The sequence below is a fragment of the Hafnia sp. genome (genome assembly GCF_036648275.1).
GTDB lineage: Bacteria > Pseudomonadota > Gammaproteobacteria > Enterobacterales > Enterobacteriaceae > Hafnia > Hafnia alvei.
The window spans coordinates 141,649-163,720 of the sequence record NZ_JAVXIQ010000001.1 but is presented as its reverse complement, the minus strand read 5'-3'; the positions used below and the strand labels follow the sequence as shown (position 1 = coordinate 163,720).

The following is a 22,072-nucleotide window of genomic DNA, read 5'->3' as shown; positions in this document are numbered from 1 at the left end:
CTTGTTAAATGAACTGTACGACCCTTTTTCGATCGGTGCAGATACAACCGAGGCATCCGCACCATACTCAATCCCAAGAAACGATGAAGGAGACAGCGCCCTCAATCCAGACTTGAGATAAATCCCGTAGCCAGGATAGAGGGTGCTGTTAATGATAGAAAATATATTCCCGCTGTTTATCGCACTTAGTAACGTTGTTTCGTTCAGTGAAAATGCCATGTTAACCCTGCCCTGTCATTGCCGGTGTTACCAGGCGGTTTCTCTGAAGGTTTTTCTGGATGTCTGCGCCAAGCGCATTGGCACTACCGGCTGATGTCTGCATGTCGATTTTGCTAATGTTGATGTTTGTCTGGCTTCCAGATTGAGCTGGCGCGTTACGAGCCGCAGAAAAGCCAGCACCTAACTGAATGCCCCCCATAATGTCGGATGAGCTGATGTAGCCTTTCCCGTTTTCATGGTCGACAATCCCCTTCATCAGTCGCGCGATAGTTGTGGTATCTCCAGCATCAATCGCCTCATTAGCTCCTTTCCCTGTCGCTTTTGATAGGGCTGAAACGTACGCATCAACGTTGTTCCCATCTGACGCGGGGGCGTATTTTTTGACGATGGATGAAAGGGTGTTCACCCCTTTCTTGAAGTAAACCTGCAGCTGCTTATAGAGCGCCGCTACTCCGTGCTCCATCGACTCGAACACAGCAAACCGTCCGCCCTGACCACCTTCTTTCGTGGCTCCTGCCTGACCTGCGTAGTTAAGATTACCCGGGTTATTGTTTCTTATTCCCCGCGGTATATTTCGTTTATCAACCCAATTACCATTGGAATCATGCTGAGCGTCTCCTTCACCAAGAATGGCTTTCCCAAAATCGCTCCAGTTAGCCGCAGTACGAATTCTTTGGAAGTAATCACTACCACCAAACATCCCATTGAGAGCCTTATCTACATACGGCTCCGAGTAATACGCAGCGGCCGCCGCACCTGCGGTTCCAGCCATCATGCCAACAGATGGAATAGCCTTTCCGATCGATAGAAAACCTTTTGCTACACTACCAATAGCACCAAGCATTCCAACTGCCCACTTGGTAACAACGAAGCCTAGAAGGATTTCCAAGGCATTCTGCCAGCCGCCTACCGCATCAACTACTTTTCCAACTTCATCAGCTGTATTTGCAAAAAACTTTTCTATCTCAGGGCCATGTGTGGCTATCCAGTTACCAAACTTCTCAATGAGAGGGATTAGCTTTTCTACATAGGGAATGAGGGATTCATAAAGAACTTGCGACGCAGCAGAGAAGCTCTGCTTCATCTCCTCCAGACGACGATTAAATGCAAGCGCCTTTTCTGTTGCTTCGGGAAGTGCTCTGGAGATGTCTCTGAAATGATCAGCGTCTTTAACTAGCGCGCCACTTGATAACCCTTGCTGAGTTGCATTATCGAACCCGAACATCCCTCCGAATCTACGCTGCGCATCTTTGCTTAATTTGCCCCAGTTGGCGGCAATCTTGCGCATGATGGCTTCAGAGTTATCATTCTGATAATCGAAGTTCGCTCCGGTCGCGCCACCAAAAGAGGCAAGCGCTCCGAATAATGGATCATCCTGACCGCCACCGGTACGGATCTGGGTGAGCACCTTCTGGAATGAACCCAGAGTGCCAGCCATTTTCTCAGCACTGGAACCAGCAGCGGTCGCAGCTCTTTCCCACCCATCAAGAGACTTAGCAGAGATGTCCAGCGCACGGGACTCAATGCCAAGACGCATCAGATCCGATGTCATGGATGTGATGAACGTCTTAATGCCCTGCGCTGATAGAGTGACACCTACAAGCGCCAGCAACTCAGTGCGAATTGACCCAAAGAAAGAGGCCGCCCTTTTACCGGCAGCCTCCATATCTTTTGCGGTCTGGTCCGCGTTCTTTCTGGTATCGTTAAGGCCCTTCTTAACCTCATCCTGACCTTTTTTAAATCCGGATGGGTCAAGGCCGAGGGTAACGACCAGTGAATCAATAATCGTCGCCATCAGCCACTCTCCTGCGCCCTGTTGATGACCATCTGGTTGTAATTATCCACGGTGTTAATTTCCAGCAAACGCCACAAATCCTCTGTTCCGTAGACTGTGTCCAGTTCACAAAGGGTCGCAAGCTTTGAGGAGACGATGGTTGCGATCGTGCTTGGCACGTTTTCGTAATTCACCAGTCCGGCAACATCACTCCCCATTACTGGCGGAATGTCTAACCTGCGACGGTGGCGAAAAAATCGACGTGAAGCTTAAACACCTCACTGCGCAACTTAAGTCGAGTCACCACCTCTTCGGTGTCGTCATCGATTAGTCCGCGTTTAATGTTCTGATTGGTTGGGTCTGGTACAAACTGAATGCACTTCATCAGCTCATCCAGCAAAGGCCGCGCTTCGTCTGCAGAAATCTGAGCCACCATTTCGAGGCCGACTTTCGCCATGCCTGCCATGCCCATATCTGAAAAATTATCCGGAAGATTAACGCCGTTCTTAGCCATCGCCAGACCTGCGCGGATAGCCCACCATTCAGCCTGTGAAGCAGCCATTTCGCGAATGAAGAACACCTTTCCCTGATCGCGGCCTTTGTCCTCGACGGTGTAATAAATCTCTTTACGTGCCATGTGATCCCTTATGCGTTGTACGCTTCGCCCACTACTGTTTCCCAGTTGATTTGGAATGTCATTGCCTGAAGTACGCGCTGCGCATCTGGGATGGCCTTAACGCGCTGCAAGATTCCGTTTGTGAGCGTGAATTTACGGCTGATTGCCGGGAGAATGATTGTCGCGTTGCAGCGGAAGATTGCTTTTGACGTTAGCGACGTTAACTGCCACGTCTCGAACATGTCCCGAGATGGACTGTCTGGCATGATGGTGATCGTCTGGAGATACTCACCAAACACAAACCCACCAGAAAGTTTACCGTCGGCACCACGAACCCCCACAGCCATCTCTGTATCTCCAAGCGCAAACATCGCGTCAGCAGCGTAGCCCTCAAGAGTTTGGGCGCTTGGGAAAAGGTTGGTAACGGTGAGGGCAAAGATTGCATCAGCGCTTGTAATAGTGTTCGACATTTATTGCACCTCAATGCTGGCGAGAGTGATTTTCTGCACGCAACCGCCGTCGCAGTACCAGAGGGTCATACTTGGACTTGTGCGCTCCTGACGCTGGGTAGGCGTAGCGTCGGCGATATATAGGTAGTAGCCTTTCGCAATCAGCGATGGAGAGATATCCGCGCCGACTGCGTTCTGAATCTCCGAGATCTGAGAGCTTGAAAGGTTAACGCCTGTACGGATGCCGCCAAACGTGATGCCCTGATTCAGGGTGTCAGCGAATGAAGCCTCGATGATTGCCTTGCCGCGCGCGTTGTACGGAATGCTGCGGTTAGACTGGAACAGCTCGATCGCATCCTGCATCAGGTTGGCGTTCAGCCAAATCTGGAAGCAGAAGGAGTCGAACCATTTGAAGTCACCAGTTACGGTGCCATCGGCCCAGTATCGCGTGTCATAGTTGTTAGCCGTGTACGCGCCGTAGAAGTTGTAACCATTGGCGATCAGAGCATCGTAGTTCGCTGACGTGGTAACTTCCGGCAGCAGTCCACCCAGAGAGCGGAACTTAAACGGAACTCGGCCTTCCTGACGGTCAAAGTCGAGAGAGGCTGAGTATCCGAGAACACTGGCCGCATGACTTTGGTCACCGTATACCGGAATAACGTTCGAGTAGTCGTATGTGGTAATTATTTTATATGTCAGGGTGTCCGCTGAACCAGACACTAGAGCAGACTCTTCAAGGGTGAATGGCACGTAGCCAAAGCGATAGTTCTGCCCGTTAACCCATGCTGAGAACGCCAGCGCCTGTTCTTCATCCGGAGTGAACGAGGTGGTGAAGATTGCCCAGTTCTGAGATGCATCCAGTACAGCCTGCATTGCATCGGTCACCACCGCAGCATCAGCACCCTGTGACAGGGACGCGCCGGTAGTAGCAGTCAGCTTCAGCCCTGCTGACAATGTGCCGGTGGCGTAAGTAATGGTGCTGGCATCGCCTGCTGTTGCAGATGTGATGATGAAACGCTTCTGTGTGGTGTCGAACTCAACGGTAACGCTGGAGCCGATACCCGTTTCAATCAGGTCTGCGGCCTGTGCAAAGCTCGTTGCGGTGCTCAGGTCGATACTTGCGGAAGTATGCGATGTACCGTCAACTGACAGGGTAAGAACGCCACTCAGTAGTTTGAGCTGGTCTAGCGTAACAGCGGACATTGATCCAGAGCGAAGCCATGCCGCCGCCGGGTCAGGGTTGAATCTGGCAAACAACAATGCACCAGGGGTTTTGGTCGAATTGTCATAACCCTGAAAATACACTTCAGCCATACTGAATTCAGGAGATGCACTGCCAAAGTACAACGCGACATCTTCCTTTGTGGTAAACGAAATTACTGTACCTACCGGAGCATAACCGCTGTCGGTAAGGATAAGGCCATTCAGATCAAGCGCTGAACCGCCCGCAGGCAAAACGCCAGGGTTAATCTGGATATCTTTGCGTAATGGGATTGCCATTTATGCACTCTCCGGTGGGTATTTTAAATCTGCGGCAATTACGCCGACGGTGATGCTGTCCATAAAGTCCTGTCGCGTGGATACAGTCGGGTTGTATTGCCCGATGAAGTCCAGCGTCCAGCGGCTTTCGTATTGTTGCTCGCCGTTAATCATCGTGGTCTGATGAGGGTCTGAGCAGTAAAGAGGGGATAATGTGCTGCCATTCTGTCGGAACCATTCGCAAGCGAAATCTGACCGGATAAGTGTCCCAATCACCGCTGCGTTATCCGCTGCGTTATCGCCGTAACAGTCAATCTGACAGGGCCATTGCGTACTGCGCTGGTTCTTCTGCAATCCGTCTCCATATACGCCGTTATCGACATACTTCACGCGGTTTGTAGACAGTCCAATCTGTTTCATTGGAGTCATCACGATGAAGTCGCCAAGTGGCATTGGTGTTAGGTTCTGCTGCCCGTCCAGCACGTCGTCAATAGTGAGTCCGGTTATTTCCATCAGGAACGCCTGCAGCGGCACAAGCAGGTCAATCTCTTTTATATCGAGGGTTACCATTATGTTGACCTCTGAAGGTTAATGATTACCCGACACCAGTCAGGCCAGAGCTCTGGCACCTTAACGACCAGCCATTTCTCTTCGCCAATCATCAGGATGTCTCCGCCTTTTTGTTCAGGCCGATTCACACCGTTGAAATTGCCGTTCAGATAGGCGCTTCGCAGAATCCCCTGAATGTTGACGGAATCCACTTGCCGCAGGTCTGTAGATGAGAGTTCCTGAAGCTGCACGATCACATCGACGCTGTTGTACGAAGGTGCTCTCTTTCCTCCGGGTAGCGTGGTGAATCCAGTGTTAACCTGAAACACTCCCGGCACGTTCGGGTTGATTGTGTTGGTAGCTCTGTTAGCTATGCCTCTCAGGTTCATACGCCATCCTTAATGTCATAATCGACGCTATTTAGCATGTGAGAGGTTTCAATCAGCGGCTTTGAGAATCCCTTTTTGGCAATTGTGACTGGCGAAAGCGCTGGTTCCATCAGGTCTCTGATAGAGCCCTGTAACTGACCCTTGATGTGCTCTCCCATCAGCCCAAGCATTGTTTCAGCTTCGTAGCCGGTGGCTTCTGCAATCTTCACTAGGTCTTCTGGCCATTCCGGTGATTTGTCGGCGATCATGTTCCTGAAAAACGGTCTAGGAGGCCTGTTCATTGCTGGGTCGCCGAATTCGTTGGCCGCCGCAATCATGGGAACGGACTTCCCATCAGGGTATGTTGCACCCTCTAGAAAACCAACTCTCAAGGTTTTCCCTTCTCCAAGATTAGCGGCAATCTCCGCCAGTCGTTTTTGCAGTTCATCACCACCACTGAGCGTAGCCATAACTATCTCCGGGTAACTGGTCTGCGGTAATAGTGCGACGGGTAAAACGAAGGAGACGCACCTGGAACATACTGAATGGTTCGATAGGCCGCAGTAGCTTGCCAGTATGCTGCACCATAAGGAGTCTGCAGATACCACCATGAAGATGAGCTTGTAGGCACATCACCCGTGGATACCGAAACAGAACCCTCTGACGCACTGGCAATGCGTCCTACCAGTCCAGATGGTGCCTGACCTCCCGCGCCAGAATTTAGCGCAGCAAGGTGAGCTACCAGCATGTTCAGGTAGACGGAGCGAATCGTCGGGTCAACAACCGGGCTGCAATCGGTGTTATTCAGGTAGACCGTTGCCTCGACAAAATACGCATTCAGCAGCGAGTCACTTACGGCGTTGAACTCCGGGTAACGCTCACGAAATGCGTTAATGTCAAAGACAACGATCGCCATGATTACCCCTTAGCCTTCATGGCCTCTTTGTCTTTCTCAATGCCCGGTGCTGGCTTGTCTTGCGGAAGACCTTCGAGGCCAGAGTTAACCTCTTCGTTCTCTACAGCCTTAGCCTGTGCGCTCGACGACTTGGACTGAGCAAACACCAATTCTTTCTTCACGTATGGCTGGTCTTTGTGTACCTCCAACCATTTATCAAAGGCGTCTTTATCGACGCCCTCGGTCAGACCGTAACCGCCAACAACAATTGCTGAATTAGAACCGTTCAGGGTGACTGCATAGCCACCCATTTCAACCACCAGACCATTCGGGAGTTTGCATCCCACTACGATTTTCTCGGACATCAATTACACTCCTAGCATTGAAGCAATACCCAGTGGCTGGCGAATGATCGCCCCCCAAGTACCGCCGGATTTTTTCTGTTTCCATGAAGACTCTTCGACCACAACTGCGTGGGCGCGCATCTTCTCAGTGAACGCTGCGTAAGCGGTGTCCTGCTCACCCAAACGGTCGGCGATCAGCTGAACCATCTCGCCCGCGTCAGTGGAGTACTCCACCGCTGTTTCTACTCGTAGATTAGGGAAGTTTTTCTTCAGCAGGTCCGACACGTTCACGTTGTACATGTTGGTCTTGGTCAGGTTGACTTCAGCAGTTGGCGACATTGCCAGCGTCATAGAGTCGGTACGCTCGATCAGGCCTTTGGTCTGAGAAACCAGCTGTGCGTACAGCTTGCCAGCGATGTCGTCGTATACTGCTTGACCGTCTTTGCTTGCCCAAGTGATTGCGCCGCCGGTACCAGTTGCACCCGGGGTAACCGGTGCAGACAGAGACGGGTCGTTTAGCAGGCCATAGTTAGCCAGACCAGCGATACCGAAGAAGTAGGATTTGTTCTGGAACTTATTCAGAACCAGAGCAGACGCTACGTTCAGCTCCGCGGCGTAACCAATACGCGCTGCGCCGTACATATCCAGTTCACGCTCACCCCAGCGGGTATGGGTCTGGTAGTGGTAGGACTGACGCGCAACCCAGTTCACGTTTGCTGAGGTCATGCCGTTGTTGTTGAAGTCACCGTAAGAGCTGGTCTCACCGGTTGATTCGACGATCGGGAACTGAGAGCTCAGTGTGGTCCAGTCGCCTTTTTTGGTTTCGCCGATAATTTCTGCCGCCTTCATCGGGGTTACCAGAACGCGGATCAGCTCAGGGTCAACGTAGTTTGTGAAGTACGCCGGGATACCTGCGTTGTTTGCGGTAACCATGGTTGGTTGCGCATCCATCGCCAATTGGTAGTTCTGGGCGAAGTCAGGCTTCAGGTATTCACGTGCGCCCGGCAGGATGATGCCGTATTTGCCGCTTGCGGCTGAGTAGTGCTTCTGAAATTCGCTCATTACTTGCTCCAAGTGCTGATTTTGACAAGCTCGTTAGCGTCACAAGCGCTGCCAGCAGAGAATACGGTTTCGACGTAACCGGAAATGGTTGCGCCAGCTGCACCGGTTTGTACTTGTCCGGTTGTCAGCGATGCGAAGATTTTCTGTCCGCGAGTTGCTGCGGTAGAAGTGCGAGCCCAGAAATCACCGGCAGTCACCAGAGTGACTTCGCGCCCCGGTTGAATCAGCATGGACGCTTCACCAAGCCATGCGGTGATTGACGCCTGCCCATCACGAAGAACAAAGCCTGATGGCGCACCAGAGCCTGCGTTAGTCGCTTTGCCGTTTACGTCCCATGCGAAACGACCTACGGTTAGGCCGCCGGTGCCAGCTACTAGAGCCGCTTCCCCTGCGAGATATGTTGCGTGCGGGTTGGTGCTCGCAAAGCCACCTTCGACGCCCGGGGCTGGGTACTGATTAATTGCCTTCTGAAAACCTGACATATTAGAAACCTCGCTTCAGTTTGCTAGCGGTCGGGTATGCGCTCTCGAACTCGCTAATTGATGCGGAATCCTGAGCCAAAGAGGCAGGACGTGTGCTTTCTTTCTGGCTGATCGCCATTTTCACCAGTGACGGGAACGCGGACGGGTGGACGCCTTTGGTGTCAACGCCTGACTGCTCAAGCGCGGTGCGGTAAACGTCAGATGCAGAGTCCATCGCAACAACATCACCAATCAGTGGACGCACGGCCTGTTCAGCTTCGCGGATTTCGCGGAAGTTCTGAGCGGCCTTTTTGGTTGAGCTGTCAGCTGCTAAGCGGATCGCAGAGTCCATAGCCGTTTTGGAGACTTTGTCGTCTTTCTTGTCATCGTCTTCATCGTCTTCGTCATCAGCGGTCTTTTTCTTTTTGTCGTCGCTGTCGTCTTCGTCATCTTCATCGTCAGCGGTTTTCTTTTTCTTATCGTCCTCTTCGTCGTCCTCGTCATCAGCCGTCTTTTTGTCTTTCTCGTCTTCTTTTTCGGCTTCATCGAGAGCCAGAAGTGCTTTGCGAACTTCTGCTTCCAGATCCGCGTCTGCTGCCAGTAATGGCTTCAGCGTGGCGCGAATAGCCGCAGCTTTGCGTTTGCTCATGTGCTTTAACTCCGGTGGTAGTGAATCTGCGACCAATACGTCGCTTCCTGCGCGGCCTGTTTCGACCAACGCTACGTGGTTCCCGATAATTTCCCGCATGATGCCGTCATAGACTTCACCATTTGGTGTCGTGCCGGGGGTCATGTCAGCGACGTATTGGTACGACGAAGACAATTCTTCCTGCTCTTCCGTCTCGATACCGGCGATAGCGGAGTTGTCCCACACGGATAGGCCGTTAGTGAGATATGTTCCGTCAAAGTCAGCGTTCGAGTGAGTAACCCCTACGCGATATTCGCGAGGTGGGTCACCGGGGAAGTCAGGGGTATGGATTGAAAGGAGTGGGATGTTGTTGAATGTCGCTACGGCTTTCTTCAGTTCGTCAGGATGTCGCCAGAGGTAGTAAATCTTCTCGGGGTCCAGCCCTAATTTATCAGCGCCGGGAATCTCTCGCCCAAAGTAGGGGCAGACGTTCGCCTTGCTGATGTTGCTGACCTTTACCTGAAGCCTGCCGTTGCCATCAAAGGTGCGCACGGATGCGCGGTCAAATGCCAACCGTTCAGTTTGGTTCATAATGATTCCGTTTAGCTAAGGCCGGGGATTACTGCACGCCACCCGCATTTGCAGCCAGGTTCTTCTCCGGGGAGGATGTACTTCCCATCAATAAGGCAACCTTTATCAAGGCGGAATCGGCGCTTCTCTTTTCCTGCCTTAACGTGCGATGGGCGGGGATGTTTTCCAGCGCCAGAGTGCTCCCACTCCCCCTCGACAATTCCTAATGATTGCTGGCGTGCTGCCTGCATCACAGAGGTGGCTTTATTGTTTTGGTCCATCGCGATGAAGGCTGCACGTCTTCGGGTGATGCCGTATCGCTTTTGCAATTCATCGGTGAGGTATGACAAATCACGACCGCGAGCCACAGATCGCATCACCAGACCTTCGACTTCGGTGAAATACTTCTCCGGGATGGAGCGTATCAGTCCGACGTTTTCGGCGATGGTGGCCTGAATTGCGTTGTTCATCGGCGCGGTCATCTTGAACTCAACCGTGAAGCCTGCGGTGTCGAGCGCGTTATGCAGTGACACATCAGAGTTCTTCATGACATCGCTAGCGAACCGGTCAGAAAGCTTCTGCGCAATGTTGTCGAATGACTTAGTCCATCGCTTAGCCAGTTTCTTCATCGCGTCACGCATAAACACAGCCGGAGATGCGTCCATTGCTACCGCTGCGCCGCTCGCTTTGTAGTTTGCGGTTAGCCAGTACACAACGGACTTCTGCATCTCCCGTATCTGCTTATCGAGCTGGCGTCGATACCACGCCTCAACACCTGCGTTAGGCCTGACTGGCCGGATAGTTTTAACCTTCTCCTTTCCGGCCATTTGTCATTCCTTAATTGGCTTGAACCTTTCACCCTCGAGGTAAATTACTTGGAGGGGGATCGGGTTATCTTTCAGCTTCTGCAAATCACCTTCTTCTGGGTCGTACTTTAGAGAAAGGTGGGCCCGGTAATCAGGATAGGAGTGCTCTGCTCCAGATGCTTTCAACTCAGAGAATCTTTTTTGCAGGTCTGGGCTTTCAAGGTGCAAAACTAGGGCTCTCCATGGCGCTTTACCCATTATCTCAATATCACCATTGATGTCCGCCTCGTACATTCTTTCCGGCTCAGAATTAACCAGGATGGGCTTGTTGCGCGAGTACATAAGAGTCACATGCATATCATCAGGATTAATTGCATCCTTTATGCCCAATGATTCAAGGTGTGAGTAGATGGCAGATGCCATTTCGGCGCTAGGCTTCACGCTGGCATATCCATTACCTTTCATCTCATCATTTGCTGTCACAGTTGAATCATCTTCTTCATCTTCTTCATCTTCTTCGTCTTCTTCGTCTTCTTCGAGGTCGATGTCATCGCTTAGGTCCAGTGAGTGATATGGTGATTCAGGGTCTTCAGCAATCTTCTCGCGCACCTCGTTGTTCGATAGCGCTCCGATCGTCGTATAAACCGCATCGGTATCAGCATCAATTTTCCGAATCTCCGCTTTCTCCTTCGTGCTCATCTCGTAGAGGGGCTCGAACTCGAAGTAGATTTCAGGGTCGATGTCGCCAAACTCGGATAGCTGAATGATGTCCAGAACGCGCTTCAGGTTATCCTTGAACATAGACTGCTGCAGAGCGTGGATGTAGTCGTAGAAGACGCGAATCTCACCATCTGACGAAGCGTTAAGCCCGGCGGGTGATATGCCTAGGAGCTTAATCAGAGGGATGCTTGATACTGCCGCCATCTGCTCTTGTGCCTGAGCCTGTAGCGCATCCAGAGTACCAAGGGGTGCGTTTACAAACTCCACAGTCTCTGGAGTCTCTGAGTAGTTGTTTTTGGCGAATGCCCCTCGGTTGTCTCTGCACTGATTGAACATTGACAGTCGATATATAAGATTTTCAGCCCCGCCACCCTGCAGGATGGCGCTCATGTCCGTTCCGATGACCGGGATACTGAACGAGTGGATCATGTCGCTGACACTGTCTCGGGTGCGCAGCCAGTTATTCACGTACGGCTCGGCAATCTGCGTTAAGCTCAACCCACGGAAGTTGTAGGCCGCCTTGAGCAGGTCAGGAACCTCTCGCGATACGAAGTCCAACATACGGCTCGAATTAACCGTCTTAGCCATAACAAACCATTCTGTAGGCTTGTAAAAGTCAGGGCTCATCGGATTGGCCGTGTTGTACACGCCGGGATAGGTCCAGACTGGCTCAATTACAGTGAAGCCTTTTAGGCTGCCTTTCTTAATCTTTTTGTCTGACAGGAAGAGTTTTGACTGAAGTTCTACTGAATCAGTCCATGCAGAAACCCCTTTAGCGGATTGAACGTCGATATAAATCTGACCGCCACCAAAGTAGCCGTCATGCTCAGCCGCCTCACGGAATCGGTCACGAACATTGAACCGGTCTAGCGCGTCGTAGAGCTGCTTAACTCGGTCTGATTTATCCTCATCGCCGACTGTTTTCAGCTTGATCCACTTGCGGGTCATCTCTTCGGCGATGGTGCCGACCATTTTCCGGTATTCCGGTTTCTGCGCCAGAGTCGCCAGATATGGATAGCCGGGGAAGCTATCAGGGTAGCCGTAGGTGTATCCTGTGTACGCGTCGTTCAGCGTTGCGTATGGAGTTGAGTCCATAGCTAGAACGCTTTTCTCGATATTATCTGGGATAACTCCTTTTGGTGGCTTGTACTGCTGAAACTCGCGAGGCGGTTTAGCCTGAATATCTGCTACCGCCTCTAGTTTGATTTTCATCTCAGCCTTTTCAGGCTCTTTCACCGGCTCAGGCGCGGCGATTTCTTTCTTCCACCATTTCCACCGCACTTAAATTCTCCTGAGTTGACTTGGGTCGATTACCATTGGCTGGCGACCGGAAATAAGGTTGTCATCGATGGCGTCCATCCATGTATCAAGGATGTCGTCATTGTCGTGACTGTCATCGGCTGAGAACGCTGCGCATTCGGTCATTGCAGTAAGCACCCAAGATGTCGTGCCGGCGATGGTTCCATCCTCGTAATAGGTGTGCATAATCGCAGCACCATCTTGCGTGTGCGTTGCTGGAACGTAGACTTTGCCGGTTTTAATCTGAGGGATGACGTTGAGACAGCGAACCAGTTTGTTCTGGCCAGCGCCTCGAGGGATTTCTTTCACTGGAATTGCAATCTGACCGGGTGTTGCGCTGCGCTTCTTAAGAGTGGTGATCAGCCCTTGTCCGGCCTGTTTCTCTTCGATAGCCATATGACGCATTGGCATGATTCGCATCGAACCTTGCATTCGCCATTTCTCCCAGACCTCTTCGGCTTTCTTCAGCAGGTCTTCCGGGTCCCAACGACCACGCACCACATCGATGATGTAGAGGTTTCCGTCTACCCCCATACCCACCAAAGTGAATACGGTATAGTCCAGCCAGTCCTCTACCTTTCCGCTGTTGGTATCAACGTAAACGGCGCGGTGAGTCAGTTTAGGAAGCGTGGTATAGGTCTGGAACCATCCGGTGTCGATAATGCCGCCGGTCAGCGCCATTGGGTTTTGCTGATACTGAGACAGGAAGGTGTAACGGTCTTTCTCCCATAATTGCAGGAGGTCGTTCACATCTTCCATCTGAGGCCAGTACGACCAATAGCGGGTACCGGACACTTCGACATAATCAGTGTCTTTGACAGTCTCCCAGCACAGCGAGCGCCAAGGCTCAGCGAGAGACTGAATGTATTTCTCATCAATCATCGCCGGGATTGCGACGTGATGAAATTTAACACCCATGCCACCACCCAGCATGAAGCCGGTAGCATCATCAGTGTGTAATCGTTGCTGAATGCTCACAAACGGTGTTGGATGTTCTTTGGACTTATCACCACGGCGTGATCGGATGGTATTCACCAGCAGCGTGTTGGCGCTGTTCCTGCGTGACTCACTCAGCATATCAACTGGTTTGTTGTAGTCGTCCAGCATAACCATGCCGGAGAACTCAGGCCCGAAGTAGCCACCACGGCCGCCGGTTATCTGCCCGTTACTGGAGCGGGACACTGTCTGCCCGATTGAGCGACCGCGATCGTCTTTTATCTCCCACTCCTCCGCTTGGTTCACGCCGAATGAGCAAGGCCAGAACTCTTGATATTCTCGACTTGCAATGATGTCTCTGGTTCGGCGCGAGTTGCGTTTAACTAGTGTGTCAGCAAACGAGATGTTCAGATTACGGAAACGTTTTAATCTCCCTTCCTGCACCAGTGCGTTGACATACGACGGAAGGTGAATTGAGAAGAACTCTGTTTTTGTCCCGCCAGGAGGAACATTGATAATCAAGTTACCTGGCTCTAAGCGCCGGTAAATTAGATCATCAATTTTCGAGGCCATCAGCCGATGGTGCCAGTTAACTAGTAGCCGATCACCCTGGATAATTTCGAACCATATTCTCGTATGGTTCAGGAATGACTTTGTGGATTTTGACTTAAGCACAACACGCTCAGGAAATGTCAAATCTTCCCATTCGATGATTTCGCTCATATCAGTCCAGTCCGGTTAGTTTGCCCTCAAGATGCTTTGCCGCTTCTTCGTAGTCGGCTGGCGTGTAATTCACCACTTGAATCGGGTTGCCATCCTTTCCGACGTGCTCGTTGATGGTTTGCTGCTTGAACGCCTGAACAGTAACGTGCTCGCCTATCAGCTTGAGTGCAGCAACTGCGCCCTTCGCGTCAAATCCGAATATCGTCTTACCCTGCTCATCTTTAATTTCTTCACCACGACGGTCGGTGATTGGCTCAACTTCCTGCATGCAACGCTCATGAAGTTTCACAGCCTGCCGTAGCACGTAATCAGCATCAATCTGCGTGCGCTCAGACCTGTCTGATTTCAATTCTGCAATCCTTTGCAAGATGTCATCATTTGCCATCATCCTTGCGCCTTGGTTGCGCGATGACCTCTCGCTGTAACCCGCCCTGATGGCCGCCTGAGTGGCGTTGAGGTCTTTTATGAACTCACGGGCAAACAGCTCTTGCTTGTCAGTGAGCTTTGCCATTTATTCTTTCTCTTTCAGCCTAAAACGAAGCACTGTGTCAGTTTTAAAGTATTCGACAGTTCCTCCGGTTAGGTGAAACTGAACAAATCCATACTCTTCAACTGTTTTCTCCGGGTAACACAGCCCAAGATCGACCCATTCGTCTGAATCCTTTAACAGCACAGACGCGCTCATGCGAATTACTCTTCCCATCACATCATCCCGGCTGCTTTAAGCTTGGCGAGCAATGCGTTGAAGTCAGTAACCAGCCCCGCCACATCGGTTGCCGTTGTATCAGCCTGATTTGCCATTTTCTTTACACCACCAATAGCGGTTGTGGTTGCGGGCGGGAGCACATACGCCTCACCATCCACATCTTCTGGTGTCGCTACGCTTACCGGGTACCCGCCAACTGACATACATTTAGTAGGCATATGGAATAATCCTCTACAAATTTAAATACATCACCGGGGAAACCCGAGACATGAGGGTTGTTATATCTATATAAAACTCTGCTGGGCTCTATATAATTATCTATTGACAGGATTTTGTATTCGCAGCATTGCCACTCTTAACAGAGATGCTGCGACAACCCTACGCAATTTAATTTTCAGATGTTTTCCATTGCTTCTTCATAGTCACAGGGTATAACTATCGCCGTTGTAGCTATGGAGTCACCATGAAAGCCGTTATCGTTAAGAAAGTAAGGATGCAAACCAGCCCTCAGTTCGTGCTCATCGTTAAGCGCGGTAATTTTTATTGCTTACATGTGATTGGTATTGCGGTCGATTTGGATGCAGGAGATGAACTTTCATCGGATGCTGAACGCCGAGGAGTATGGCGCATATCTCGCACTGGTGAGCTATATCAAGGTAATTTCATACCTAACTTCTCTCTATCTGAAGCTGAAGAGGCCCTTTGCCAACTTGTTAATAGTTGATTCGCCAGACTCGCCCCGCTTCACGGAGGTGCTAACTGACTTACGGCTTACCCGTCAGCAAGATCGGATCACCCCTGTAGCAGTGACATTATCAAGCGCCTACTTGAGACGCTTTGTAGTGGCTATGCGAGGTTATGTTTCACCACTTCATCTCTTGCGAACGAGCTAGCGAACTTAATGATGAGTGATGCCATCACATAAACAATGGCTGTCACTATCCATCCAGACCAAGCGTATAAACATGTCATTGCAATGAAAGTCACCCAGCCAATAAAGCGAGCAATCCCTGTTTTTTTCTTTGCGGCATCCACTAGAAGCTTTGCAAGCTTAACCTTGTTTTCTTCGCTCGATTTCTCATACATGGCACTCGCCACTACGATAATTACCGCAATGGGAATGGAGAGCATGCAGAGCATCCAGTTGATAGCGACAGCGAGAGTGACAAGCCCTTCAATCTGATAGAAGACACCTGCTAACATGGAAATTAGAAGTAGGAGTGAAACTGTGTATGCGATAACTGTTTTCATGATGATTGTCCCTATCAGGCCGCTTGGTTAATTAGTTGAGATGAAGCCCAAAGCCCAGCTATCCACTGAATGCCTTTGGGTGTGAACTTAACTTGAGTGAATGCGTGGCCGTTGTGCTGGTTCTCGCCTGTCTTAACAGCGAATCGGCCTGCATCTAGGTGCTGTGAGTATGGCGTTAGCTTTCCAGCAAGCTTGTACATGATCCCGTTATCAATCAGGAATAGACGGAAATCGTTTTCTTTTATCTTCAGTAGTTTTGCTGTCTCTCTGAATCCCATCAAGCCGGATGCTTCGACGTACTGATCAACAAATTCTGCTTTGGGTGCAGCGATAGCCAGCTTGCTTTCTAACTCTGCCTTCTGCTCTGCAAGATCAGCAGCTAAGCGCAATGCCTCCGGCAAGGTCTGCGGTATTGAAGGGCTATGCATAACCTTTAACTTAGCCAGAACAGAACGACGAACCGCCTTAGACTCACGCATACCAACTAACGTCATCTGATCCATGTTCAGCATGGTGTAGTGAGTTTTGTGCCCAGTCTTACCAACTACGAAATTTTCGTAGTTTAATTCTTCGTCGATTTCATCATTTACGCGAGCGTGGAAGTCAGCCGGACGAACCGGATTCTCGCCCGCCTCAACTCGCGATGGATTGATGATGTTATTCAGGAAATCCAAGCTACTCATGGAGATTTCCTTTTCTACTGAGATCAACTCTTTCATATCGCTTTTACCTTTTGGTGATAGAGCCTGTTCTCCAGATGTAGGCAGCCCAAGAGCGGTCAGCGATAACCACTGCCCTATCTCAAGCTCTACCCCGAAAGGCTCTTGGTTTTTTATTGCGCGGAGAAAGCGCGGTGAAATGCAGATGTAAAAAAGCCCCACCGAAGTGAGGCTCTATTGGCACTGGGTGCGGATGTAACTCTGTAACCCGTTAATCATTGTTTCGGATTGTCTGATTCGCTCGACGAGACTGAGATAATCCCGTTCAACGGAGTCATTAAGTCGGGGGCTGGTTGCATCAGGCTTGCCGGTGGCGGCGGTGGCTTCGGGCAACTTTGGACAACTGGCCGCGATGCGCAGCCGCTTAGTGCCGTTACCAAGGTCAGTACGCAGACGCTCAATTTCACTTTTTGCATTGGCTAGTTCCTGAGTGACTTTGATATCGAGCTCGGCGGCATGTACTCGCTGACGCTGGATGTTTTCGAGGTCTGCTTTCTGCTGATTGGCTACCTGAGTGATTTCTTTCAGTTTGGTATTTAGCGACTGCATCTGACTTGTCGTGTACCACATGCCAACTAGTAGAGCGATGATGATAGAAAGTAACGCGGTGGTTAACTTGCTCATCTCTGACTCCAGGTGCAAACCTCATATTCAACGTCGCGTCGATTCATCAAGCCTTTCCACTTCTTGCCACCGGCATATACCCAGCGTTTGAGCTCATCACATGCTCCGGCATAGTCACCGGCGTTGAGCTTTTTAAGCATTGTGGACTTGATGAAGGCGTTGGCCCCAACGTTATATGAGAATGAGTAGATGGCGGCGAGCTGCGTTTCTGTGGTTTTAACTTTTATGCTCGGATTGACCTGTTTTGCGATCCGCTCTAAGTCGGCCTTGGTCAGCGCATCACACTCTGCATCTGAATATCGCTTGTTGAGTATGATGTCATTACCGGTATGCCCATCGCAGACTGTAATGATTCCGACCACATCTTTGTAGGGAACGTACTCCCGCCCCTCTAAACCACCGTTACCGCTTAGCATTACCGTTGCGATTGCAATGGCACCGCCACCGATAGCCGAGGCGATTTTATTTCTCAGGGATGGATTCATTACTCACCCCTTGAGGCTTTGCGCCTGTCTTCTTTTACCTTGAAGTAGAGATTCGTTAGAAACGTCAGGAGGCCAAATAGCAGGCTTCCAAGAACGCCAAACGCTGCCCACTGTTCAGGTGAGAAGCCATCAAGGAGTTGTTTAAGCCAGAATAAGGCGCTACCGCCTGACGCTCCGTAGGAAATACCTGTTGTGATTTTGTCCATACGTAGCATCATCTCACCTCCCCGTAGGGTTAGGCGCTGTGTAATTAATTAGGGAATAGCGTCACCCGTATCCATGCCAATCTAGAGGATGTGTGAGTGCGGTTGGTTGGTTTTGGATGACGCTAAATTAGAATTGGCGGTGAGTTAGGGATTCGAACCCTATACCATTCGGTTAACAGCCGACCGCACATGCCTTATGTACTTCCTCACCAGAATGAAAAAGCCCCGCACAATGGCGAGGCTTGAAAATGTGTTGCTGTGGATGCAGGTCTGTCCCAGCCTTTCGGCATCACACCATATCTTGCACCTGTGTTTCGGTATATCCACAACTGTCATGAGCACTGCCAAGCACCACGTCGTTGAGCCCTGGAGGTTATCGAATCAATACTCATGCAGTTGTGCAGCACACCAAACGCTCCGGTTTACCCTTCTTCGCTGAGTGATGTGCTGAAAACTAAAAAGGCCAGCGATTAAGCCAGCCTTTCTTGAAATCACGTTAAACATCTTCACGGATTTCTAGTGTTAGAGCTAGATTATTCTAGTTTAGTGCATTTTGCAAGTAGCAATCGTTGTCGGATTTCAACTTTCTGTAATTCTGCTCGTAACTTTCTTGAGTTGGCTATCAGCAAAACTTTCCTCCTTTTCGATGTGGGAAATTAGCTCTTCATAAAAGGGCTTTGCTCCACGCTTCCACACATCAAGGGTTAGTGTTAGCGCAAGCACTGATACTGCTCTGAATGCTTTTGTGGTTGGGATGCGTTCATAGCCACGGCCTGAGCATTGCTTACAGGTATGTTTCACTGGCACACCCTGCCGCTCCGTCTCTTCGCGATTAACGGCTTCACCGCGTCCATTGCATTTACAACATGCCACGGATACTTCGCCTTTCCCGTTACACTTCGGGCACATCGTATGGGTAACCTCCTCCGCATACTTCGGAGGTGTCTTTCCGCATCCAGCGTGCTTCATAACCATGGCCTTAGCTCTGATAACACCTGCGCCTTTGCAGCATTCGCACTGTTCGGTGCCGGCGGCAGAACGGCAATAGTCTTTGTATGCAAACTTTGCGAGCGTTTGCACAACCTTCACCTTAATATTCATATCAAGCTTGCGTAAGGCGGCAACCTTATCGCAGTGCTTGAGTCCGTATTGAGTGAGTAACTGTACCGAGCGTTTTTTATCGTTTTCGCTGATGTTCATTTTCCCGTTGAAGGCAGCAAATCCGAGTGGTGCTCTACTCTGCACCATCCCCAAAGCGCACATGACATCAGTGTTGGTTAAAGCGTCTGATGCTGTTGCGCGAGGGGAATCGCTGATCTGAGTAGATTTCGGTGAATGGAACTTAACTGTGCTTTCGATATTCATCGCTTGCCCCACCTGTTCTTCCCAATATCACCGCGAGCTGTCATGAATACACCGTTTACTATTGCGTGGTGCTTGGCCTCTTTGTCGTTTAGGTATTTAGATATGGTTTCTCTGTTGATGTGTAGGCGTCGCGCTAGCTCGCTCTGATTGCCGTATGTATCGACTAGCATGTCGGGTATGGTTCGGATTTCAGCATTCATAGCTTCCCCTTATCTACCAAAGCTAAGTAGCGATCGCCCTGTATCAATGCGTAGCAATAAAGAGCCCGAAGCGATCGACGTAGGAATCGTAAGCTAGGCATCATTAACACGGTGCTAATGATGCTAGCCGCCTGCTTGTTGTGTTCTGGTTTGATCACGCTGACTCCCTGTAGACTTTTAACGAGTTCAGGTATAGGCCGCCTAAGCTATAGCGAATGTCATCGAATACGTTTTCATGGGTGGCATATGGAAAGAAGTTCAGGAAAAAGGTTTCAGCTTTATCACATTCCTCCATTAAATCTTCTGCACTGCTTGGCCTGGTCACGAAAACCACATCATTGAAAATTGCCGCAGTGTCACATGGATAAATAATTTTTCTCACGCCGCCTCCAAATGTTGCTTTTCGATATCCCTCAATTTCTTTCTGTATAGCGCCCTGATGCCGTCCAATTCTTCTCTGGTGTATCGGTGTTCTTCATTGTTACTTTCGAGCGCCATGACTCGCTCAAGCCCGATTTTCTTTATCAGGTTGAGTCTGTATGGACCTATGTCACCGGATTTGTGGACGTTACAGGCAGAACATTGAAGGTGTACGTTGTCTTCGTTAAATCTGAGTTGAGATGCCGCTTTCGTTGTCCTGAAATGTCCAGCGTGGAAACTGACTGCGTTCTTAATTCCACAGCTAATGCATCCATTCCCTCTATCCCTAGCCCTGATGTAGTCGTTGAATACTCGCTGAGTCATGTTTTTCCAGTGAGACAACGGCTTTGCATCTGCCTTGCGTTTTCTCCAATTACGACGAGATTCATCCTCAGCTTGTTTTTGCTGATTCTCTTTCTGTTGTTTTTGGTATTTGTTAGCGCAGAGCGGTGAGCAAACTATTTGAAGGGGTCTATCGGGAGTGAATTTGGTTTTGCATATCGGGCATTTCTTTGGCTTCGGCTTTTTAGCCTTGAGCACGTTTAATCCTCCGGTCACACTCTCTACGCCAGACGGCGAGGTTGTTTAATACAATCTCGCTTTTGTTGTTGAGGTATTTACGACGATTTATGATGCACTGTACGTATAATGCCAATCCAGCAATCCAGAAGATAAGCGGCCATGCCAGTGCTATCACTACAGCGACCAGAGAAATAGGCAATCTGTACCAAGCAACTCTTAGCTCAAAGTCTGGAACCTCAAGGATTACATCAACTATTCCACGCCAGATGTTTATTCTCCCTGCTGCCTCTGACATGCAGTCGATGATATTGAAGTCGTAGCCACCGGCGGCCGCCCATGATGGTCTGTCTTTGAAATGCTTAAATGTCAGCATTGCTATTCCTCGCTCGCACTCTCAGCCAACGCACATCATGCAGGTGAGCGCTGTAGTTGAAAGTTACTGTTGATATTGGGTGGGGTTTACTGCGTGGATTGGATTTGTTGAAGATTAAATTGTCTATCGCTATTTGTGTCGGACTTCGCTGTCGCTTCATGCGGCCTCCGGTGGCTCGGGGTCGGCGCTTGATACAAGCAGCGGCTCGATTCCAGTCTCAAAGAAGCTCAACTTCCCTTTCATCGGTATGAACGGCAGTGTTTTGGCATCGGCCAGTACAAATCCTTTCTCACCAAAGAACCATGGAGAATCGCTTTCTTCTACGCAGTCGGTAATGGTTGCAATGCCAACAATGCCACCGGTCTGTAGTTGATCGATTGGTGGAAGCGGTATCCCATGCTCACGGAGTTTTTGGTGAATGAGATTGCACGCCCTGACGTACTCAATGGACTTAACTCCCTGTGAGGCGTGAATCAGTACAGGGCCACGGTATTTAGTGCGCCAACTGCGGTTCTCAATATCTTTGTAGCCATTGACTATCAGCCAAGCCCACGGCTGCCTGATGCTTATTGCTTTCATGCTGCTGAACTCCTAATTATTGGCTTAGCATAGCTCTGCCCGTTAATTGTCCAATCCTTCTTTGGTATAGTTCGTCGCTTTTCCCCGCACCATTGGTGAGGTGTAACTCGGTATAGATAGTGATGATGTTCATGTTGACCAATCATCGTGAATCTATGCCCGTTTCGGACAAGCATGAATTTCACTCCAGGTGGGATATCTCTAACCTTAAGCACCATTTCCCCCTTATTGACTAGCGATATGGGAATTCCCATAACGGAATAGTTTCAATTGGTTAGAAGAAGCTCTGTAACTGATTGAGGATATTTTCGTCTCTCGTTCCGGCGAAAATATGTTTGATGGCTGCGTTAATCATTGCTTTGTAGCAACGTTCGAACTCGTCCGCTTTCATATTCGCGTATGCCAAGCTCTTAGCCTCAGTTCGTATTTCACTATTTAGCCGCACCGTCTGCTCGTAAAAACCTGCGAGTATCGTTAGGTCTTTGCGGAACCGGTCAAACTGGCTGTGCTCATCCATATGCTCAAGCCCTGCCTTGCTTGCACACCAGTGCTGAAAGCAGAATTTGAAGAAGACGAACATCTTTTTGTGAAATATAGGATTACGTGTGAGCTTGAAATCAGCGGTGTAGACTTCACCGTTTTTGAACTTGGTTAGGCGGGGTAAATCGTGTTCGAACATTGGTACAAAAACGCCACCGGAATTTTTAACCATGTCGATTTGCAA

The 22,072-nt window shown here is 50.1% G+C and carries 31 protein-coding genes, 1 tRNA gene and 1 pseudogene; 1 reads left to right on the top strand and 32 read right to left on the bottom strand.

The window, feature by feature from the left end; genetic code table 11:
• Positions 1–220: 220 nt before the first annotated feature.
• From RSC70_RS00905 to RSC70_RS00825, 18 genes and pseudogenes are all read right to left on the bottom strand, one after another.
• On the bottom strand, positions 221–2,014 hold the full coding sequence (locus RSC70_RS00905; RefSeq protein ID WP_332541371.1) for a hypothetical protein: 1,794 nt from the start codon (positions 2,012–2,014) through the stop codon (positions 221–223).
• A 211-nt stretch (positions 2,015–2,225) separates the two neighbouring features.
• Positions 2,226–2,630, bottom strand: a complete 405-nt coding sequence (locus RSC70_RS00900; protein ID WP_332541368.1) for a hypothetical protein — start codon at positions 2,628–2,630, stop codon at positions 2,226–2,228.
• A gap of 8 nt (positions 2,631–2,638) precedes the next feature.
• Entirely contained in the window at positions 2,639–3,079 is a 441-nt protein-coding gene (locus RSC70_RS00895; RefSeq protein ID WP_227658622.1) for a phage tail fiber protein, read from the bottom strand.
• Positions 3,080–4,558 carry a DUF3383 domain-containing protein gene (locus RSC70_RS00890; protein WP_332541366.1) on the bottom strand — a complete coding sequence of 493 codons (1,479 nt, stop codon included), beginning with the start codon at positions 4,556–4,558 and terminating at the stop codon, positions 3,080–3,082. It abuts the gene before it with no gap.
• Positions 4,559–5,110: a phage neck terminator protein gene (locus RSC70_RS00885; protein ID WP_442904244.1), complete on the bottom strand. Its 552-nt coding sequence runs from the start codon at positions 5,108–5,110 to the stop codon at positions 4,559–4,561. It abuts the gene before it with no gap.
• A complete protein-coding gene (locus tag RSC70_RS00880; protein ID WP_332541363.1) occupies positions 5,107–5,475 on the bottom strand; it encodes a hypothetical protein in 369 nt (122 codons plus the stop codon). Before RSC70_RS00880 ends, RSC70_RS00885 begins: the two co-directional genes overlap by 4 nt.
• The gene (locus RSC70_RS00875; RefSeq protein ID WP_332541361.1) at positions 5,472–5,924 is read right to left on the bottom strand and encodes a hypothetical protein; all 453 of its coding nucleotides are present in this window, start codon (positions 5,922–5,924) and stop codon (positions 5,472–5,474) included. Before RSC70_RS00875 ends, RSC70_RS00880 begins: the two co-directional genes overlap by 4 nt.
• Before the next feature lie 2 nt (positions 5,925–5,926).
• Positions 5,927–6,370 carry a DUF4054 domain-containing protein gene (locus tag RSC70_RS00870; RefSeq protein ID WP_332541360.1) on the bottom strand — a complete coding sequence of 148 codons (444 nt, stop codon included), beginning with the start codon at positions 6,368–6,370 and terminating at the stop codon, positions 5,927–5,929.
• Between the two features lie 2 nt (positions 6,371–6,372).
• Entirely contained in the window at positions 6,373–6,714 is a 342-nt protein-coding gene (locus tag RSC70_RS00865) for a hypothetical protein (protein WP_332541358.1), read from the bottom strand.
• Positions 6,715–6,717: 3 nt separating this feature from the next.
• Positions 6,718–7,755 carry a DUF2184 domain-containing protein gene (locus RSC70_RS00860; RefSeq protein ID WP_332541357.1) on the bottom strand — a complete coding sequence of 346 codons (1,038 nt, stop codon included), beginning with the start codon at positions 7,753–7,755 and terminating at the stop codon, positions 6,718–6,720.
• Positions 7,755–8,237: a structural cement protein Gp24 gene (locus RSC70_RS00855; protein WP_046450330.1), complete on the bottom strand. Its 483-nt coding sequence runs from the start codon at positions 8,235–8,237 to the stop codon at positions 7,755–7,757. Before RSC70_RS00855 ends, RSC70_RS00860 begins: the two co-directional genes overlap by 1 nt.
• A gap of 1 nt (position 8,238) precedes the next feature.
• A complete protein-coding gene (locus RSC70_RS00850; RefSeq protein ID WP_332541355.1) occupies positions 8,239–9,435 on the bottom strand; it encodes a DUF2213 domain-containing protein in 1,197 nt (398 codons plus the stop codon).
• A gap of 11 nt (positions 9,436–9,446) precedes the next feature.
• Positions 9,447–10,142, bottom strand: a complete 696-nt coding sequence (locus RSC70_RS00845; protein ID WP_332541564.1) for a phage head morphogenesis protein — start codon at positions 10,140–10,142, stop codon at positions 9,447–9,449.
• Positions 10,143–10,244: 102 nt separating this feature from the next.
• Positions 10,245–10,685 (bottom strand): hypothetical protein, encoded by a 441-nt coding sequence (locus RSC70_RS21000; RefSeq protein ID WP_442904243.1) that lies wholly within the window; start codon positions 10,683–10,685, stop codon positions 10,245–10,247.
• Positions 10,686–10,712: 27 nt separating this feature from the next.
• Positions 10,713–12,152, bottom strand: a pseudogene (locus tag RSC70_RS00840) (DUF1073 domain-containing protein); the annotation flags it as partial.
• Positions 12,153–12,221: 69 nt separating this feature from the next.
• Positions 12,222–13,898, bottom strand: a complete 1,677-nt coding sequence (gene terL / locus RSC70_RS00835; RefSeq protein WP_332541354.1) for a phage terminase large subunit — start codon at positions 13,896–13,898, stop codon at positions 12,222–12,224.
• Between the two features lies 1 nt (position 13,899).
• Positions 13,900–14,409 (bottom strand): terminase small subunit, encoded by a 510-nt coding sequence (locus RSC70_RS00830; RefSeq protein ID WP_130934947.1) that lies wholly within the window; start codon positions 14,407–14,409, stop codon positions 13,900–13,902.
• A 191-nt stretch (positions 14,410–14,600) separates the two neighbouring features.
• Positions 14,601–14,822 (bottom strand): head fiber protein, encoded by a 222-nt coding sequence (locus RSC70_RS00825; protein ID WP_332541351.1) that lies wholly within the window; start codon positions 14,820–14,822, stop codon positions 14,601–14,603.
• A gap of 245 nt (positions 14,823–15,067) precedes the next feature.
• Between RSC70_RS00825 and RSC70_RS00820 the strand changes: the two genes are divergently transcribed.
• Positions 15,068–15,328 (top strand): hypothetical protein, encoded by a 261-nt coding sequence (locus RSC70_RS00820; RefSeq protein WP_332541350.1) that lies wholly within the window; start codon positions 15,068–15,070, stop codon positions 15,326–15,328.
• A 122-nt stretch (positions 15,329–15,450) separates the two neighbouring features.
• On the opposite strand, the gene RSC70_RS00815 is transcribed toward RSC70_RS00820, so the two are convergent.
• From RSC70_RS00815 to RSC70_RS00750, 14 genes are all read right to left on the bottom strand, one after another.
• Positions 15,451–15,855: a hypothetical protein gene (locus RSC70_RS00815; RefSeq protein WP_332541349.1), complete on the bottom strand. Its 405-nt coding sequence runs from the start codon at positions 15,853–15,855 to the stop codon at positions 15,451–15,453.
• A gap of 14 nt (positions 15,856–15,869) precedes the next feature.
• The gene (locus RSC70_RS00810; RefSeq protein WP_332541347.1) at positions 15,870–16,574 is read right to left on the bottom strand and encodes a phage antirepressor KilAC domain-containing protein; all 705 of its coding nucleotides are present in this window, start codon (positions 16,572–16,574) and stop codon (positions 15,870–15,872) included.
• Positions 16,575–16,748: 174 nt separating this feature from the next.
• The gene (locus RSC70_RS00805; RefSeq protein ID WP_332541344.1) at positions 16,749–17,198 is read right to left on the bottom strand and encodes a lysis protein; all 450 of its coding nucleotides are present in this window, start codon (positions 17,196–17,198) and stop codon (positions 16,749–16,751) included.
• On the bottom strand, positions 17,195–17,683 hold the full coding sequence (locus RSC70_RS00800; protein ID WP_332541343.1) for a lysozyme: 489 nt from the start codon (positions 17,681–17,683) through the stop codon (positions 17,195–17,197). Before RSC70_RS00800 ends, RSC70_RS00805 begins: the two co-directional genes overlap by 4 nt.
• Positions 17,683–17,898: a class II holin family protein gene (locus RSC70_RS00795; protein WP_004094663.1), complete on the bottom strand. Its 216-nt coding sequence runs from the start codon at positions 17,896–17,898 to the stop codon at positions 17,683–17,685. The genes RSC70_RS00800 and RSC70_RS00795 overlap by 1 nt, the downstream gene beginning before the upstream one ends.
• Before the next feature lie 125 nt (positions 17,899–18,023).
• A tRNA-Asn gene (locus RSC70_RS00790) sits at positions 18,024–18,100 on the bottom strand.
• A 368-nt stretch (positions 18,101–18,468) separates the two neighbouring features.
• The gene (locus RSC70_RS00785; RefSeq protein ID WP_332541342.1) at positions 18,469–19,254 is read right to left on the bottom strand and encodes an antitermination protein; all 786 of its coding nucleotides are present in this window, start codon (positions 19,252–19,254) and stop codon (positions 18,469–18,471) included.
• The gene (locus RSC70_RS00780) at positions 19,251–19,454 is read right to left on the bottom strand and encodes a protein ninH (protein WP_061554985.1); all 204 of its coding nucleotides are present in this window, start codon (positions 19,452–19,454) and stop codon (positions 19,251–19,253) included. The genes RSC70_RS00785 and RSC70_RS00780 overlap by 4 nt, the downstream gene beginning before the upstream one ends.
• 154 nt (positions 19,455–19,608) lie before the next feature.
• Complete coding sequence (locus tag RSC70_RS00775; RefSeq protein ID WP_332541339.1) at positions 19,609–19,836, bottom strand: hypothetical protein; 228 nt, start codon at positions 19,834–19,836, stop codon at positions 19,609–19,611.
• On the bottom strand, positions 19,833–20,432 hold the full coding sequence (locus RSC70_RS00770) for a recombination protein NinG (protein WP_332541338.1): 600 nt from the start codon (positions 20,430–20,432) through the stop codon (positions 19,833–19,835). Before RSC70_RS00770 ends, RSC70_RS00775 begins: the two co-directional genes overlap by 4 nt.
• Entirely contained in the window at positions 20,401–20,769 is a 369-nt protein-coding gene (locus RSC70_RS00765; RefSeq protein WP_332541337.1) for a hypothetical protein, read from the bottom strand. The genes RSC70_RS00770 and RSC70_RS00765 overlap by 32 nt, the downstream gene beginning before the upstream one ends.
• A complete protein-coding gene (locus RSC70_RS00760) occupies positions 20,756–20,929 on the bottom strand; it encodes a NinE family protein (protein ID WP_332541336.1) in 174 nt (57 codons plus the stop codon). The genes RSC70_RS00765 and RSC70_RS00760 overlap by 14 nt, the downstream gene beginning before the upstream one ends.
• On the bottom strand, positions 20,926–21,348 hold the full coding sequence (locus RSC70_RS00755; protein ID WP_226228387.1) for an ASCH domain-containing protein: 423 nt from the start codon (positions 21,346–21,348) through the stop codon (positions 20,926–20,928). Before RSC70_RS00755 ends, RSC70_RS00760 begins: the two co-directional genes overlap by 4 nt.
• 274 nt (positions 21,349–21,622) lie before the next feature.
• Positions 21,623–22,072 (bottom strand): DUF1367 family protein, encoded by a 450-nt coding sequence (locus RSC70_RS00750; protein WP_332541334.1) that lies wholly within the window; start codon positions 22,070–22,072, stop codon positions 21,623–21,625.